Genomic DNA, 16,177 nt, shown 5'->3' on the forward strand with positions numbered 1-16,177 from the left:
TTTAAAAGTTGCTGTTTGAGATTGTTCCTTGAAAACTGGACAAAACGAAACGTCAAATTCTTTTTGAGCTTTTATCAAACATCTTTACTGAGAGTTTGATCCTGGCTCAGGACGAACGCTGGCGGCGTGCCTAATACATGCAAGTCGTGCGGACCTTTTAAAAGCTTGCTTTTAAAAGGTTAGCGGCGGACGGGTGAGTAACACGTGGGCAACCTGCCTGTAAGACTGGGATAACGCCGGGAAACCGGGGCTAATACCGGATAGTTTTTTCCTCCGCATGGAGGAAAAAGGAAAGGCGGCTTCGGCTGCCACTTACAGATGGGCCCGCGGCGCATTAGCTAGTTGGCGGGGTAATGGCCCACCAAGGCAACGATGCGTAGCCGACCTGAGAGGGTGATCGGCCACATTGGGACTGAGACACGGCCCAAACTCCTACGGGAGGCAGCAGTAGGGAATCTTCCGCAATGGACGAAAGTCTGACGGAGCAACGCCGCGTGAGTGAAGAAGGCCTTCGGGTCGTAAAACTCTGTTGCCGGGGAAGAACAAGTGCCGTTCGAACAGGGCGGCGCCTTGACGGTACCCGGCCAGAAAGCCACGGCTAACTACGTGCCAGCAGCCGCGGTAATACGTAGGTGGCAAGCGTTGTCCGGAATTATTGGGCGTAAAGCGCGCGCAGGCGGCTTCTTAAGTCTGATGTGAAATCTTGCGGCTCAACCGCAAGCGGTCATTGGAAACTGGGAGGCTTGAGTGCAGAAGAGGAGAGTGGAATTCCACGTGTAGCGGTGAAATGCGTAGAGATGTGGAGGAACACCAGTGGCGAAGGCGGCTCTCTGGTCTGTAACTGACGCTGAGGCGCGAAAGCGTGGGGAGCAAACAGGATTAGATACCCTGGTAGTCCACGCCGTAAACGATGAGTGCTAAGTGTTAGAGGGTTTCCGCCCTTTAGTGCTGCAGCTAACGCATTAAGCACTCCGCCTGGGGAGTACGGCCGCAAGGCTGAAACTCAAAGGAATTGACGGGGGCCCGCACAAGCGGTGGAGCATGTGGTTTAATTCGAAGCAACGCGAAGAACCTTACCAGGTCTTGACATCCTCTGACCTCCCTGGAGACAGGGCCTTCCCCTTCGGGGGACAGAGTGACAGGTGGTGCATGGTTGTCGTCAGCTCGTGTCGTGAGATGTTGGGTTAAGTCCCGCAACGAGCGCAACCCTTGACCTTAGTTGCCAGCATTGAGTTGGGCACTCTAAGGTGACTGCCGGTGACAAACCGGAGGAAGGTGGGGATGACGTCAAATCATCATGCCCCTTATGACCTGGGCTACACACGTGCTACAATGGATGGTACAAAGGGCTGCGAGACCGCGAGGTTAAGCCAATCCCAGAAAACCATTCCCAGTTCGGATTGCAGGCTGCAACCCGCCTGCATGAAGCCGGAATCGCTAGTAATCGCGGATCAGCATGCCGCGGTGAATACGTTCCCGGGCCTTGTACACACCGCCCGTCACACCACGAGAGTTTGTAACACCCGAAGTCGGTGAGGTAACCTTTACGGAGCCAGCCGCCGAAGGTGGGACAGATGATTGGGGTGAAGTCGTAACAAGGTAGCCGTATCGGAAGGTGCGGCTGGATCACCTCCTTTCTAAGGGGAAAAGCGTAGGGCGCTCGTTCATCGGCGTACGGATTTCGAAGTCTTCGACTGAGATAAAGGAAACACGATGAGCCTTAAAGGCGAATCGATGCCCGCTTATCGTAGGGAGAAGACGTAGAAATACGCTAGCCGATAGCGCCCGGAGCTAGACATAAAAGGAAAACCTTCGGTTTTCCGAAATTAAGTTTGGCGTTTCCGTTTTGTTCAGTTTTGAAGGTCCAATCCTTCAGTATGTGTTCTTTGAAAACCGGATAGGAGAAATAAACCAAGTAAACCGAGAATCGCTTATTTTTGGATTTAAACCTTTTATGGTTAAGTTAGAAAGGGCGCACGGCGGATGCCTTGGCACTAGGAGCCGATGAAGGACGGTACAAACACCGATATGCTCCGGGGAGCTGTACGTAAGCTTTGATCCGGAGATTTCCGAATGGGGAAACCCCCTGTCTTTAATCGGACAGGATTCCTGCCTGAATCCATAGGGCAGGAAGGGCACACCCGGGGAACTGAAACATCTCAGTACCCGGAGGAAGAGAAAGCAATTGCGATTTCCCAAGTAGCGGCGAGCGAACAGGAAACAGCCCAAACCGGAAGGCTTGCCTTCCGGGGTTGTAGGACACTCATATGGGAGTTACAAAAGAACGGGGTAAGTGAAGCGGCCTGGAAAGGCCTGCCGGAGAAGGTAAAAGCCCTGTAACTGAAACTTCGTTCTCTCCCGAGTGGATCCTGAGTACGGCGGGACACGAGGAATCCCGCCGGAATCCGGGAGGACCATCTCCCAAGGCTAAATACTCCCTAGTGACCGATAGTGAACCAGTACCGTGAGGGAAAGGTGAAAAGCACCCCGGGAGGGGAGTGAAAGAGATCCTGAAACCGTGTGCCTACAAGTAGTCAGAGCCCGTTAACGGGTGATGGCGTGCCTTTTGTAGAATGAACCGGCGAGTTACGGTCTCATGCAAGGTTAAGCTGAAGAAGCGGAGCCGCAGCGAAAGCGAGTCTGAACAGGGCGAAAGAGTATGAGGCCGCAGACCCGAAACCAGGTGATCTACCCATGTCCAGGGTGAAGGCAAGGTAACACTTGCTGGAGGCCCGAACCCACGCACGTTGAAAAGTGCGGGGATGAGGTGTGGGTAGCGGAGAAATTCCAATCGAACTTGGAGATAGCTGGTTCTCTCCGAAATAGCTTTAGGGCTAGCCTCAAGCGGAGAGTTTTGGAGGTAGAGCACTGTTTGGACGAGGGGCCCTCATCGGGTTACCGAATTCAGACAAACTCCGAATGCCAAAAACTTATGCTTGGGAGTCAGACTGTGAGTGATAAGATCCATGGTCGAAAGGGAAACAGCCCAGACCGCCAGCTAAGGTCCCAAAGTATACGTTAAGTGGAAAAGGATGTGGCGTTGCTTAGACAACCAGGATGTTGGCTTAGAAGCAGCCATCATTCAAAGAGTGCGTAATAGCTCACTGGTCGAGTGACGCTGCGCCGAAAATGTACCGGGGCTAAACGTATCACCGAAGCTGCGGATGGACACCGTTTGGTGTCCGTGGTAGGAGAGCGTTCTAAGGGCGTTGAAGCCGGACCGGAAGGACCGGTGGAGCGCTTAGAAGTGAGAATGCCGGTATGAGTAGCGAAAGAAGGGTGAGAATCCCTTCCACCGAATGCCTAAGGTTTCCTGAGGAAGGCTCGTCCGCTCAGGGTTAGTCGGGGCCTAAGCCGAGGCCGAAAGGCGTAGGCGATGGACAACAGGTTGATATTCCTGTACCGCCTCTTCACCGTTTGAACGATGGGGGGACGCAGGAGGATAGGGCAAGCGCGACACTGGTTGATCGCGTCCAAGCAGTTAGGCCGGTGCGGAGGCAAATCCTTCGCGCCAAGGCGGAGCTGTGATGGCGAGGGAAATTAAAGTACCGAAGTTCCTGATTCCACACTGCCAAGAAAAGCCTCTAGTGAGGTGAAAGGCGCCCGTACCGCAAACCGACACAGGTAGGCGAGGAGAGAATCCTAAGGTGAGCGAGAGAACTCTCGTTAAGGAACTCGGCAAAATGACCCCGTAACTTCGGGAGAAGGGGTGCTTTTTGGGGTGTATGCCCCGGGAAGCCGCAGTGAATAGGCCCAGGCGACTGTTTAGCAAAAACACAGGTCTCTGCGAAGCCGCAAGGCGAAGTATAGGGGCTGACACCTGCCCGGTGCTGGAAGGTTAAGGAGAGGGGTTAGCCGCAAGGCGAAGCTCTGAACTGAAGCCCCAGTAAACGGCGGCCGTAACTATAACGGTCCTAAGGTAGCGAAATTCCTTGTCAGGTAAGTTCTGACCCGCACGAAAGGTGTAACGATCTGGGCACTGTCTCAACGAGAGACTCGGTGAAATTATAGTACCTGTGAAGATGCAGGTTACCCGCGACAGGACGGAAAGACCCCATGGAGCTTTACTGCAGCCTGATATTGAATTTTGGTACAGCTTGTACAGGATAGGTAGGAGCCTTGGAAACCGGAGCGCCAGCTTCGGCGGAGGCATCGGTGGGATACTACCCTGGCTGTATTGAAATTCTAACCCGCACCCCTTACCGGGGTGGGAGACAGTGTCAGGCAGGCAGTTTGACTGGGGCGGTCGCCTCCTAAAAGGTAACGGAGGCGCCCAAAGGTTCCCTCAGAATGGTTGGAAATCATTCGCAGAGTGTAAAGGCATAAGGGAGCTTGACTGCGAGACTTACAAGTCGGGCAGGGACGAAAGTCGGGCTTAGTGATCCGGTGGTTCCGCATGGAAGGGCCATCGCTCAACGGATAAAAGCTACCCTGGGGATAACAGGCTGATCTCCCCCAAGAGTCCACATCGACGGGGAGGTTTGGCACCTCGATGTCGGCTCATCGCATCCTGGGGCTGTAGTCGGTCCCAAGGGTTGGGCTGTTCGCCCATTAAAGCGGTACGCGAGCTGGGTTCAGAACGTCGTGAGACAGTTCGGTCCCTATCCGTCGCGGGCGCAGGAAATTTGAGAGGAGCTGTCCTTAGTACGAGAGGACCGGGATGGACGCACCGCTGGTGTACCAGTTGTCTTGCCAAAGGCATCGCTGGGTAGCTATGTGCGGAAGGGATAAGTGCTGAAAGCATCTAAGCATGAAGCCCCCCTCAAGATGAGATTTCCCACAGTTTAACTGGTAAGATCCCTGAAAGATGATCAGGTTGATAGGTCCGGGGTGGAAGCGCGGCGACGCGTGCAGCTGATGGATACTAATCGATCGAGGACTTAACCACGAAAAGCGGAGGTGCCTTGTTTAGCCCCGACAAGCGAATGTTCTGACCGGCATGGAGGCGTCTTTTGGCTCCGTGGCGGGCAGGTGATTCGACCTCGAGGGGCTAGGCACCGGAGCTGGACAATTCTCAAAGTTAGAAGCAGAAACGCATTCTCCGTTTACAGTTTTTTCTCCCATCCGGTTTTCAGGGAACACATCCCAAAATAAAATACAGGTCCGGTGATGATGGCGGAAAGGTCACACCCGAATACATCCCGAACTCGGAAGTTAAGCTTTCCAGCGCCGATGGTAGTTGGGGGTTTCCCCCTGCGAGAGTAGGACGTTGCCGGGCCAAATCAAAACCGCAGGCGATTTGTCTGCGGTTTTTGCATATTTTTATTGGGAAATGTACTCGGCTCCTGCTTTTTTCGGAATGCACCCCGTTTTGCTCAAAGTTATCAAATGAGGAGCCGGAAAGGGATTTTTCAACTTGCAAGGTCTTCTTGATGGTAGAAATCGGCCGAAAAGCACACACAGATAGCCGGTGAATCGTTCCATTTTGCGCTTGTCCGTAAGAATCGGTTTCCCCTTTAAGTTTGGCGAAATTGTTTAACGTATACCCTTTAGAAACTGCAGGCAGAGGAACGGGCCTTTTTCGATTGCCGTCTGGAGAAAAAGGCGGATGGCCGGAAAGTCAATCGTTTCCCGGTTCTTAAGCAGTTCTGCCCACCATTCTGTTTCGTAGCGGGAAATCATGCTCAAATTATATAAAAGCAGGTAATGGACCAATATATCGGGAAGGTCGTTCTCCGGTTGTAATTTACACGGAAAGCAAATTTGATTTGTAAAGAAATGATAACGGAATGGCGGAGGGAGACAGCCACGGGCGGAAAAGGAGAAGGCGCCATCTTCCGCTTCCATTTCCAAAAGCCTGCCCTGAAGTTTTTCGGACAAATATTGTGAAAACCTGTCCGCTGTCATATGGTAGCCATCAAGGACCGCAAAAGGAAGCTGGTACTTCCCATTCTTTTCTTTTACCGGCACAAAATATTTCCGGCGGGGGAGGGCCGTTTCAAGTTCCGGGATTTGCCGGAGCAGGCTCTGCATGGAATATTTATTGCCTTCGAGCGGGCCGAGCCCGAACATTTTTTGGGCAAAATGGCCGCATAAACCGGTTTTTTGAATTTTAACCTCGTCTTCGCCAAACCGGTAGTTTTGTTTTTTCTTTTTTCGCGATGTCACCCCGTGGGCAAGGACGGAGGTGGTTTCAGGATACAGCGGGTCGCATGACAGCAGGCAGGCTTTTAATAAATGAATGAAGCCGTAAAAAATCAGAACAGGCTGAATCGAAATGGGCGCCTGCACAGCCTGGCGGTAATAAGCTTCACCGTGTTCGAGATAATACATAAAAGCATAGCAGTTCTCATAGCTTTTGGCGGCGCTTTGGCTAAAATCCGAATCCTCATAGCGGGCTTTCAAATAGCGCTGCGTATATTCCGCGGATTGAAATAAAATCAAGTGATCCCATTGGTCCATAAAAGACAATATTTCGCCCTCCGAATTAACTGAATAGTATTATATGTTTTGGAGACCTTGACAGTATTATGTCCAATTGATAACCTACAAATAATATTTTTATCAATCCAGGAGGGGTTTGCATGTGGGAAACGAAGTTCGTAAAAGAAGGTCTTACGTTTGATGATGTATTACTGATTCCGGCAGAATCGGAAGTGCTGCCGAAAGATGTCGATACAAGTGTCGCGCTGACGGAAACCTTGAAGTTGAACATTCCGATCATCAGCGCCGGCATGGATACGGTAACCGAAGCGGAAATGGCGATCGCCATGGCAAGGCAGGGCGGCCTAGGGATTATCCACAAAAACATGAGCATTGAACAACAGGCGGAGCAGGTGGACCGTGTCAAACGGTCAGAAAACGGCGTGATCACCAATCCGTTTTTCTTAACTCCTGATGAGCAGGTGTTTGCGGCGGAACATTTAATGGGCAAATACCGGATTTCAGGCGTTCCGATCGTAAATAACCGTGACGAGCAGAAACTGGTCGGGATTTTGACCAACCGCGACATGCGTTTTATTGAAGATTACTCCACCCGGATTTCAGATGTGATGACGAAAGAGAATCTTGTGACTGCGCCTGTAGGCACGACGCTGAAAGAGGCGGAGCAGCTTTTGCACCGGCATAAAATTGAAAAGCTGCCGCTTGTCGATGAGAACGGCGTATTAAAAGGGCTTATTACGATTAAAGATATCGAAAAGGTTATTGAGTTCCCAAATGCAGCCAAAGATGACCAGGGCCGCCTTCTTGTTGGCGCGGCAGTCGGCGTGACAAGTGACGTAATGAAACGGGTGGAATTGCTCGTTGAAGCGGGAGTGGATGCGGTTGTCATCGATACGGCGCACGGCCACTCAAAAGGGGTGCTGGAAACCGTTGCAAACATCCGCAAATCTTACCCTTCTTTAAATATCATCGCCGGAAACGTTGCGACGGCGGAAGGTACGAAAGCGCTGATAGACGCTGGCGCGGATATTGTAAAAGTCGGCATCGGGCCGGGCTCCATCTGTACGACAAGAGTGGTTGCCGGCGTTGGTGTGCCACAAATTACGGCGGTTTATGATTGTGCGACGGAAGCAAGAAAGTACGGGAAAGCGATTATTGCGGACGGCGGCATTAAATTCTCAGGCGATATTGTAAAGGCGCTGGCTGCCGGCGGACATGCCGTAATGCTCGGCAGCCTGCTTGCAGGGACATCGGAAAGCCCGGGCGAAATGGAAATTTACCAAGGACGGCAATATAAAGTCTACCGCGGCATGGGGTCAATCAGCGCAATGGAAAGCGGATCGAGGGACCGTTACTTCCAGGAAGGCGCGAAAAAACTGGTGCCGGAAGGGATCGAGGGACGCGTGCCGTTTAAAGGGAGCCTGCAGGATGTCATCTACCAATTAATTGGCGGGCTCCGGTCCGGCATGGGTTATTGCGGCGCGAAAGATATGATTTCCTTGCGTGAAGAAGCGCAGTTTATCCGCATGACAGGGGCAGGCCTGCGGGAGAGCCATCCGCATGATATCCAGATTACAAAAGAAGCACCGAATTATTCTTTGTCTTAACATGGATTTTGAATGGGAAACAAAATGGCAGGCAATTTTCCTGCCGTTTTTTTCTACCATTTAATAGAGTTGCAGCCCTGTACCGGCTGCCCTGCATTTTCGGAAAAAGCTGACAAATACGGCAAACTCTATGCATCTACTTTTTCAACCGGAACTATGTTAAAATAGGCAAAGTGTATACATATCTTGATGGAGGGTTGAAAGTGAAAAAAAGCTTGCAAAAAATGGCATTTGCGTTTCTGGTGCTGCTGTTATCGGCAGGGGTTGTGCAGCAGGTGCCGAAAAAAGCCCATGCGCAGGACCAGTTGGATATTCATGCAAAAGCGGCTATCATTGTGGATGCGGATAACGGGCAGATTTTGTATGAAAAAAATGCTGAACAGGCGCTGGGCATTGCTTCCATGAGCAAAATGATGACGGAGTACTTGCTGCTTAAAGCCATTCATGAGAAAAAGGTTTCGTGGAACCAGAAAGTGACAATCAGCGATTATGCGTATCGCATTTCCCAAAACAGGGCACTTTCAAATGTGCCGTTAAGAAAAGGCGAAAAGTACACGGTTAAAGAGCTTTTCCAAGCGATGGCGATTTATTCGGCAAACGGCGCAACGATTGCGATTGCAGAAACGCTCGGCGGAACGGAAAAAAACTATCTGAACATGATGAACAAACAAGCGAAAGCATTCGGCCTCACCCATTATAAGTTTGTGAACGCAACCGGGCTGAACAATAAGGATTTGCAAGGCATGCAGCCGGCCGGGACAGGCAGGACGGAAGAAAACCTTGTCTCAGCAAAATCCGTTGCAAAAATCGCCTACCATTTGATCCACGACTACCCGGAGATTTTACAAACAACAAGCACGGCCAAAATGAAATTCCGGGCCGGGACAGATGATGAAATTGCGATGCAGAACTGGAACTGGATGATTCCGTCCCTTGTTTACGGGCGGAAGGGCGTTGACGGGTTGAAAACCGGGAACACCGACAAAGCGGGATACTGCTTTACAGGCACGGCCAAGCAAAACGGCATGCGCATCATTACCGTCGTTCTTCATGCAGAGGATGCGAACGGGAACAGCACCATCAAGTCCCGATTTGATGTCACAAACAAATTAATGGATTATGCTTTTAATAATTTCACAGAAAAAACCCTTTACCCGAAAGGCTATCAGGTGAAAAAGACGGTAACGGTGAAGTCCGGCAAAGAAAAACAGGCTTCCATTGTCACGAAGGCGCCGCTTAAAGTGGCTGTGAAAAACGGGGAAGGCAAAATGTACACCCCTGTTGTGAAATTTGATTCAAAACAAATCACAGCGCCGGTGAAAAAGGGAACAAAGGTCGGTACATTGTATGCCCGGCATAAAGACGGGCAGGAACTTGGCTATTTGTACGGCCCGGGTACAGCACACACCGCTTTGGTCACCAAAACCGATATTGAAAAAGCCAACTGGTTTGTGCGTATGATGCGTGGAATTGGCGGATTTTTCGGGGGACTTTGGGATCATACAGCCGGCAAATTATTTTAAATGAAAACAGGACAAGGGCCCTTGTCCTGTTTTTCACTTTAACGTGGAAAAATGAGTGCCTTGACAAGCATTCGCTCTTGGTGTTAATTTAAATTATTATACATATAATAAGAATTTTTAATTTTATAAAGGGGCGTACAAAAGATGAAAACAGGAACAGATCTAGTGAAACGCGGGATGGCGGAAATGCAGAAAGGCGGCGTGATCATGGACGTGGTCAATGCCGAGCAGGCAAAACTTGCTGAAGAAGCAGGCGCTGTTGCCGTCATGGCATTAGAACGCGTTCCTTCCGATATCCGGAAAGCCGGAGGGGTTGCCCGTATGGCGGACCCTTCCATTGTGGAAGAAGTAATGAACGCCGTCAGCATTCCGGTAATGGCAAAAGCAAGGATCGGCCATATTGTTGAAGCGCGGGTGCTCGAAGCGATGGGCGTCGATTATATTGACGAAAGCGAAGTTTTAACGCCGGCCGATGATGAGTTCCACATCAATAAAAAAGAATTCACGGTGCCGTTTGTGTGCGGCTGCCGCGATTTGGGGGAAGCGGCACGAAGGATCGGGGAAGGCGCCTCGATGCTCAGGACAAAAGGCGAGCCGGGAACCGGGAATATCGTTGAAGCGGTCAGGCATATGCGGAAAGTGAATGCGCAGGTGCGGAAAGTGGTCAACATGAACGAAGATGAACTGATGACGGAAGCCAAACAGCTCGGTGCCCCGTACGAGGTGCTGCTGCAAATTAAAAAAGAAGGCCGGCTGCCGGTTGTAAACTTTGCTGCTGGCGGTGTTGCAACGCCGGCGGATGCGGCTTTGATGATGCAGCTCGGTGCGGACGGCGTTTTCGTCGGATCGGGGATTTTCAAATCGGAAAACCCGGCGAAATTTGCGAAAGCGATTGTCGAAGCAACGACCCACTACCAAGATTACAAACTGATTGCCGAATTGTCGAAAGACCTTGGAACAGCAATGAAAGGCTTAGAAATTTCAACATTGCCGGCTGAAGCAAGAATGCAGGAGCGCGGCTGGTAAGGAGAATCAGCATGAAAAAAATTGGCGTACTTGGCCTCCAGGGGGCTGTGGAGGAACATATCCGTGCAGTGGAAGCCTGCGGGGCGGAAGGTGTTGTCGTTAAGAAAAAAGAGCAGTTGGACGAAATCGGCGGGCTCATCCTGCCGGGCGGGGAAAGCACGGCAATGCGGCGGCTCATTGACCGCTACGGTTTTATGGCGGAACTGAAACAGTTTGCCGAAAGCAAGCCGGTCTTTGGCACATGCGCAGGGCTGATCCTGCTTGCAAAGCGTATTGAAGGCCAGGAAGATGCGCATATCGGCGCAATGGATATTACGGTGGCGCGCAATTCTTTCGGCCGCCAGCGGGAAAGTTTTGAAGAAACAATCCGTGTTAACGGCATCGCGGAAGATTTCCCGGCTGTCTTTATTCGCGCGCCCCATATCGTTTCCGTTTCCGATCATGTTGAAGTGCTGGCCGAGTGCCGCGGGCGGATTGTTGCGGTCCGCCAGGGAAATCTGCTCGGCTGCTCCTTCCATCCGGAGTTAACGGATGACCTGCGGATGACCGAATATTTTTTGAGTATGGCAAGGATTCCGGTATAGTCTGTTGCAAAACGGATAAAATTGTAGTACATTAAGATGTACGTGAAGACTGAAAAAGCAATGACAGGAACCAGTAGGAGAACGCTTTTCCTAAAGAGAGCCGGTGGGCGGTGGAAACCGGCGGAAAGCTTCTGTGAATCCATCCTTGAGCGGGTTGCTGAAAGCCGGGCGAGTAGGCATCCACGGGAAAAAACCCGTTATCCTTACAAAGCGGAAAACTCTTGTTTTCAATTTGGGTGGCAACGCGGGTTCACTCTCGTCCCTGTTTTCGGGGCGGGAGTTTTTTATTTGAATTTCGATAAAAGGAGAAGGATAGCATGTTGGACATCAAATTTTTGCGTGCGCATTTTGATGAAGTCAAAGAACGGATGCAGCACCGCGGAGAAGATTTGACCGATTTTGAAAAGTTCAGCGGGCTGGACCAAAGGCGGCGCGAACTGATCATGGAAAGCGAAGCGTTGAAAAACAGGCGGAATGAAGTCACGCAGCAAGTTGCGGCACTGAAACGCGAAAAGAAAGATGCAACAAAGCTGATCGAGGAAATGCGCGGCGTCGGCGAGAAAATTAAAGCGCTGGATGCCGAGTTGAAACAAGTCGAGGCCGAACTTGAAATGCTGATGCTTTCTATCCCGAACATTCCGCATGAAAGCGTGCCGGTGGGAGACAGCGAAGAGGACAATGTCGAAATCCGGAAATGGGGTGAAGTGCCGGCATTTGGATTTGAACCGAAACCGCACTGGGATATTGCCACTGACCTTGGCATCCTTGACTTTGAAAGGGCAGCCAAAGTGACCGGAAGCCGGTTCGTCTTTTACAAAGGGCTTGGCGCCCGCCTTGAACGTGCGCTTTATAATTTTATGCTTGATTTGCATGTCGAAGAACACGGTTATGAAGAGGTATTGCCGCCGTATATGGTGAACCGCGCCAGCATGACAGGAACGGGGCAGCTGCCGAAATTTGAAGAAGATGCTTTTCTTGTCAATGAAAAAGACTATTTTCTGGTCCCGACTGCCGAAGTGCCGGTGACAAATTATCACCGTGATGAAATTTTAAACGGCGGCGACCTGCCGATCAATTATGTGGCATTCAGCGCCTGTTTCCGTTCGGAAGCGGGTTCTGCCGGGCGCGATACACGCGGGCTGATCCGCCAGCACCAGTTTAACAAAGTGGAACTTGTAAAATTTGTCAAACCGGAAGATTCCTATGAGGAGCTTGAAAAACTGACGGGTCATGCGGAAAAAGTGCTGCAGCTTCTGGGCCTGCCTTATCATGTGATGAGCATGTGCACGGCGGACCTCGGGTTTACGGCAGCGAAAAAATATGATATTGAGGTATGGATGCCAAGCCAGCACGTATACCGCGAGATCTCTTCGTGCAGCAACTTTGAAGCTTTCCAGGCAAGGCGTGCGAACATCCGCTTCCGCAGGGAACCCAATGCAAAACCGGAACATGTCCATACACTGAACGGATCCGGGCTTGCCATCGGGCGTACCGTCGCAGCCATCCTTGAAAATTACCAGCAGGCTGACGGCAGCGTGGTGGTTCCCGAAGTGCTCCGCCCGTACATGCGTATCGATATCATCAAACCAGAATCATAAAAAAATCCCCGGCTTTTTTACATGAAAAGCCGGGGATTTGAAACATGTTTTCCGGAAGCTTCCGCATTTTTTAGGGCGGGATTTTACTCAAAAGGGCGGACAAGAGAAAAACGGCCATATCTAAATGTGCGTTCCGGGGCCTTCCTTTGGCTAAAATTCAGATGGCTTTCCGCAGTAGAAAATCTTGATGTGCTTGACTTGTTTTGATCGTGTAGGTTATAATCTTTTTTGTCAAAATGGAGGAATACCCAAGTCTGGCTGAAGGGATCGGTCTTGAAAACCGACAGGCGGGTTACACCGCGCGGGGGTTCGAATCCCTCTTCCTCCGCTTGAAAAATGAAAAGGACTATGATTGAAAGCCTGTGGCACCCTGAAATGGCGGGAGCTGTGGGCTTTTTTCGTGGAGTAAGGACAAGACACCACATTTTTTTGCATGCCCGTGATCCCTCCGTAAATCATTAAAAAGCCCGTTACGCGATGGTAACGGGTTTTTAGCCGCCATTATTTTTTTACGGCTGCTGCCTGTGCGAGCATGTAGCCGATCCGCTCGACAATCGGTTCGACGGCATCTTCATGTTTAAACAGGTCGTATTCGTCAATGTTCAGCCTGAGAACCGGGCAGGCATGGAAAGAGTCGATCCACTGCTCGTACCGTTTCTGCATTTCAATCCAGTATTCAACAGGGGTATCTTGTTCCATTGGACGGCCGCGTTTTTTGATCCGTTCCAAAATGTTTTCCAGCTTGCCTTCCAAATAAATCATCAGGTCGGGATGCGGAAAATACGGGGTCATCACCATGGCATCAAACAAGTTTGTATAGGTTTCAAAATCAATGGCAGACATATTGCCTTTTTCATAATGCATCCGGGCAAAAATGCCGGTATCCTCATAAATGGAGCGGTCCTGGATAAAACCGCCGCCGTATTCAAACATTTTTTTCTGCTCCTTGAACCTTTCCGCCAGAAAATAAATTTGAAGATGGAAACTCCACCGTTTAAAATCGCTATAAAATTTTTCCAAATACGGATTGGTGTCGACTTTTTCAAAGGACGCCCGGAAATGGAGCGCCTTCGCGAGCGCACGCGTTAAAGTCGATTTTCCGACGCCGACAGTACCTGCAATGGTGATCACAGCGTGGTTCGGAATTTGATATTTCTCACGAAGTTCCATGGGTATGTACTCCTTTTTGTAAGGTTTGCGCGATTTCTTGCAGCATGTATGTCAGGTCATGTTCATGCCGGATAAAATCAAGTGTATCACAGTCGAACTTTAATACCGGGATGTCCGGATGGCCGGCTTCGAAGCGGCTCATAAACCGGCCGTAGTCTGCGGATAGTTTTTGTAAATACGTTTCCTGCATATTTTTTTCAAATGCCCGCCCTCTTATTTCAATTCTCTTGAGGAGCGTTTCCAGGCTTGCGTGCAAATAAATGATGACGTTCGGCTGCGGCATATCGGCTGTTAAAATGCCGTAAATTTTCATAAATTTTTCAAACTCATGCGTTTTTAGCGTCCGCCGGGCAAAAATCAAGCTTTTAAAAATATGGTAATCTGCAACGACAGGCTGCCTATGCCGTTTAAGGTCTTCCAGCTGTTTGTAGCGATTGCAGAGAAAAAACATCTCGGTTTGGAAACCCCATTCTTCTTTATTGGTATAAAATTTTCCAAGAAAAGGATTTTCATCCACAATTTCTTTCAAAAGCTGAAACGAAAAGTATGATGAAATGGCTTTTGCCAATGACGTTTTGCCAACGCCGATCGGTCCCTCGATTGCAATAAACGGTATCCTTTTCATAACGCCCTCCCGCTGAAGCGATTGTTCATTGATGCACACTGTTGCTATTTTAGCACAAGTCTCCGCCGGTTGGCATGCGGGAAAAAAAGCGGTCATGTGTCCCGGCGTTCTGCTTCCGGCTGTTTCCTGGGTTGGTTTTAACAAACATTCTCCAAAAAATGGAACTCAAATGTGACTGGTGCTTGCTCTGTGTATCGGATCAGGCCTGCATCCGGACCGTCCAGTTGGCGCCGGCATAAATGCGGGGAAAGGACTTCGCAATCCCGTCCGTGCGGCGCAGCGGGTTCCGGGTAAAAAGTAGCGGGATTCCGGGGCAAAAGAAAAAAGCAACGGAACCCGCTGCTTCAGGAAGGGCGTTTGACTACATCAAAGCGATCGGCGATTAACAGCCAGTTTTGCGGAAAAGAGAGGCCGAGTTTCCAGTAGCTCATGCCTCTTAACCCGAGTTCAGTAAGCAAATTAAATTTTGCCTCAATGGAACGGGCATCTTCAAACCAGACGGTGTGCCGCCGGTTGTTTTCATCTGTATAGTTAAAATGAGGGGCCTGGGATGTTGTGTCATACAGGATCGGCACATTGTGCGCACCCGCGAGCCGGATGGCCTGCTGCGGGCTGACGGCTCTTGCTGTTGTGCCAGTTTGATAGGGCAATGTCCAGTCATAGCCATACAGATTTTGCCCCATCAAAATCTTATTGGGCGGCATTTCTGTGATGGCATAGCGGAGCACATCCCGGACCGGCCCGATCGGAGACACCGGCATGGGCGGGCCGCCGCTATACCCCCATTCGTAGGTCATAATGACAACAAAATCGGCAATTTCGCCATGCGCCCTGTAATCGTGTGCCTCATACCAGCGCCCGGCCTGGGTGGCGCTCGTTTTCGGAGCGAGCGCGGTGGACATGAGCCAACCTTCCCGGCTGAAGCGCGTTTTTGCTTTTCTTAAAAACCGGTTGTAAGCTTCCCTGTCCTGCGGGCGCAAATACTCAAAGTCAAAATGAATATCACGGAAACCGAGCCGGCTTGCGGTTTGAACAATTTCATTTAAAAACCGGTTCTGGACGGTTTCGTCGTTCAAAAGGATCCGCCCGAGTTCATCGCTGAACTGGCCGTTTTCCTGATTACAGATCACCATCATTAAAATGGCGTTTTGGGCATCGGCAATCGCCCGCAAATTTCCAAGCGGCGGGGCAACAAGTGTGCCGTCTCGGTTTACCCGGAATGCAAACGGGGCAAGATAGGTCAAATACGGGGCCGCTTTTCGCGCACTTGTTTCAAGAGACGCTGAAACCGTGTTCCCGAATGGTTCAACATACGCATTAAATTCTGCTCTTTTTTTCGGGGAAGGCGGCAGATAAAGGCGCAACCCGGGTCGGAGCTGCTGATGGACAGAAATGCCGTTGATGCGGGCAAGTTCCTGGTAAGATATCCCTGCTTGTTGTGCAATGGAATATAAGCTGTCCCCCGGCCGGACCCAATAAAACCTCCCGGTGATCGGGATGACAATCGCCTGTCCGATGACAAGCCGATCCGGATCCGGAAGTTCATTTGCCGAAATGATTTCTGAAGCCGGAACACTGTATCTTTGCGCAAGATTTGAGACCGTGTCATTTCTTTCGACAACATGTATTTGCAAACGAGTCCCCCCTCGTGTCAGCCATC

At 50.6% G+C, this 16,177-nt stretch carries 9 protein-coding genes, 1 tRNA gene, 3 rRNA genes and 1 other annotated feature; of the genes, 9 read left to right on the forward strand and 4 right to left on the reverse strand.

The genetic code is table 11. The features are described from left to right. Positions 1 to 83: 83 nt before the first annotated feature. The 3 genes from NSU00_RS00385 (at position 84) to rrf (ending at position 5,218) form a co-directional block, all read left to right on the forward strand. Positions 84 to 1,637 (forward strand): 16S ribosomal RNA (locus NSU00_RS00385). Between the two features lie 319 nt (positions 1,638 to 1,956). After that, positions 1,957 to 4,888 (forward strand): 23S ribosomal RNA (locus NSU00_RS00390). A 214-nt stretch (positions 4,889 to 5,102) separates the two neighbouring features. After that, positions 5,103 to 5,218 (forward strand): 5S ribosomal RNA (rrf, locus tag NSU00_RS00395). Together the 16S, 23S and 5S rRNA genes form the textbook arrangement of a ribosomal RNA operon. A gap of 257 nt (positions 5,219 to 5,475) precedes the next feature. Here the strand turns inward: rrf and NSU00_RS00400 are convergent. Continuing rightward, positions 5,476 to 6,402 carry a YaaC family protein gene (locus NSU00_RS00400; RefSeq protein WP_340703898.1) on the reverse strand — a complete coding sequence of 309 codons (927 nt, stop codon included), beginning with the start codon at positions 6,400 to 6,402 and terminating at the stop codon, positions 5,476 to 5,478. Positions 6,403 to 6,524: 122 nt separating this feature from the next. Here NSU00_RS00400 and guaB point away from each other — a divergent pair, with 122 nt between their 5' ends. The 6 genes from guaB to NSU00_RS00430 all read left to right on the forward strand — a co-directional run bounded on the left by guaB (position 6,525) and on the right by NSU00_RS00430 (position 13,050). Further along, the gene (gene guaB / locus NSU00_RS00405; RefSeq protein ID WP_013858032.1) at positions 6,525 to 7,991 is read left to right on the forward strand and encodes an IMP dehydrogenase; all 1,467 of its coding nucleotides are present in this window, start codon (positions 6,525 to 6,527) and stop codon (positions 7,989 to 7,991) included. Between the two features lie 203 nt (positions 7,992 to 8,194). Beyond that, positions 8,195 to 9,514: a serine hydrolase gene (locus NSU00_RS00410; protein WP_340703208.1), complete on the forward strand. Its 1,320-nt coding sequence runs from the start codon at positions 8,195 to 8,197 to the stop codon at positions 9,512 to 9,514. A 144-nt stretch (positions 9,515 to 9,658) separates the two neighbouring features. Beyond that, positions 9,659 to 10,540 (forward strand): pyridoxal 5'-phosphate synthase lyase subunit PdxS, encoded by an 882-nt coding sequence (gene pdxS / locus NSU00_RS00415; RefSeq protein ID WP_013858035.1) that lies wholly within the window; start codon positions 9,659 to 9,661, stop codon positions 10,538 to 10,540. An 11-nt stretch (positions 10,541 to 10,551) separates the two neighbouring features. After that, positions 10,552 to 11,124, forward strand: coding sequence for a pyridoxal 5'-phosphate synthase glutaminase subunit PdxT (gene pdxT / locus NSU00_RS00420; RefSeq protein ID WP_013858036.1), 573 nt, complete (start codon positions 10,552 to 10,554; stop codon positions 11,122 to 11,124). A 51-nt stretch (positions 11,125 to 11,175) separates the two neighbouring features. Then, positions 11,176 to 11,391: a binding site (T-box leader), on the forward strand. A 50-nt stretch (positions 11,392 to 11,441) separates the two neighbouring features. After that, positions 11,442 to 12,722: a serine--tRNA ligase gene (gene serS / locus NSU00_RS00425; RefSeq protein ID WP_029142749.1), complete on the forward strand. Its 1,281-nt coding sequence runs from the start codon at positions 11,442 to 11,444 to the stop codon at positions 12,720 to 12,722. Positions 12,723 to 12,960: 238 nt separating this feature from the next. Further along, positions 12,961 to 13,050: transfer RNA gene (locus NSU00_RS00430), tRNA-Ser, on the forward strand. 173 nt (positions 13,051 to 13,223) lie between these two features. Here NSU00_RS00430 and NSU00_RS00435 read toward each other — a convergent pair. The 3 genes from NSU00_RS00435 to NSU00_RS00445 all read right to left on the reverse strand — a co-directional run bounded on the left by NSU00_RS00435 (position 13,224) and on the right by NSU00_RS00445 (position 16,151). Continuing rightward, a complete protein-coding gene (locus NSU00_RS00435; protein ID WP_133537564.1) occupies positions 13,224 to 13,892 on the reverse strand; it encodes a deoxynucleoside kinase in 669 nt (222 codons plus the stop codon). Beyond that, positions 13,879 to 14,517: a deoxynucleoside kinase gene (locus tag NSU00_RS00440; RefSeq protein WP_061575902.1), complete on the reverse strand. Its 639-nt coding sequence runs from the start codon at positions 14,515 to 14,517 to the stop codon at positions 13,879 to 13,881. Before NSU00_RS00440 ends, NSU00_RS00435 begins: the two co-directional genes overlap by 14 nt. A 344-nt stretch (positions 14,518 to 14,861) precedes the next feature. Beyond that, positions 14,862 to 16,151 carry a glycoside hydrolase family 18 protein gene (locus NSU00_RS00445; RefSeq protein WP_340702162.1) on the reverse strand — a complete coding sequence of 430 codons (1,290 nt, stop codon included), beginning with the start codon at positions 16,149 to 16,151 and terminating at the stop codon, positions 14,862 to 14,864. Positions 16,152 to 16,177: the final 26 nt, after the last annotated feature.

The organism is Weizmannia sp. FSL W8-0401, from assembly GCF_038009125.1.
Classification (GTDB): Bacteria; Bacillota; Bacilli; order Bacillales; family Bacillaceae_C; genus Weizmannia; species Weizmannia coagulans.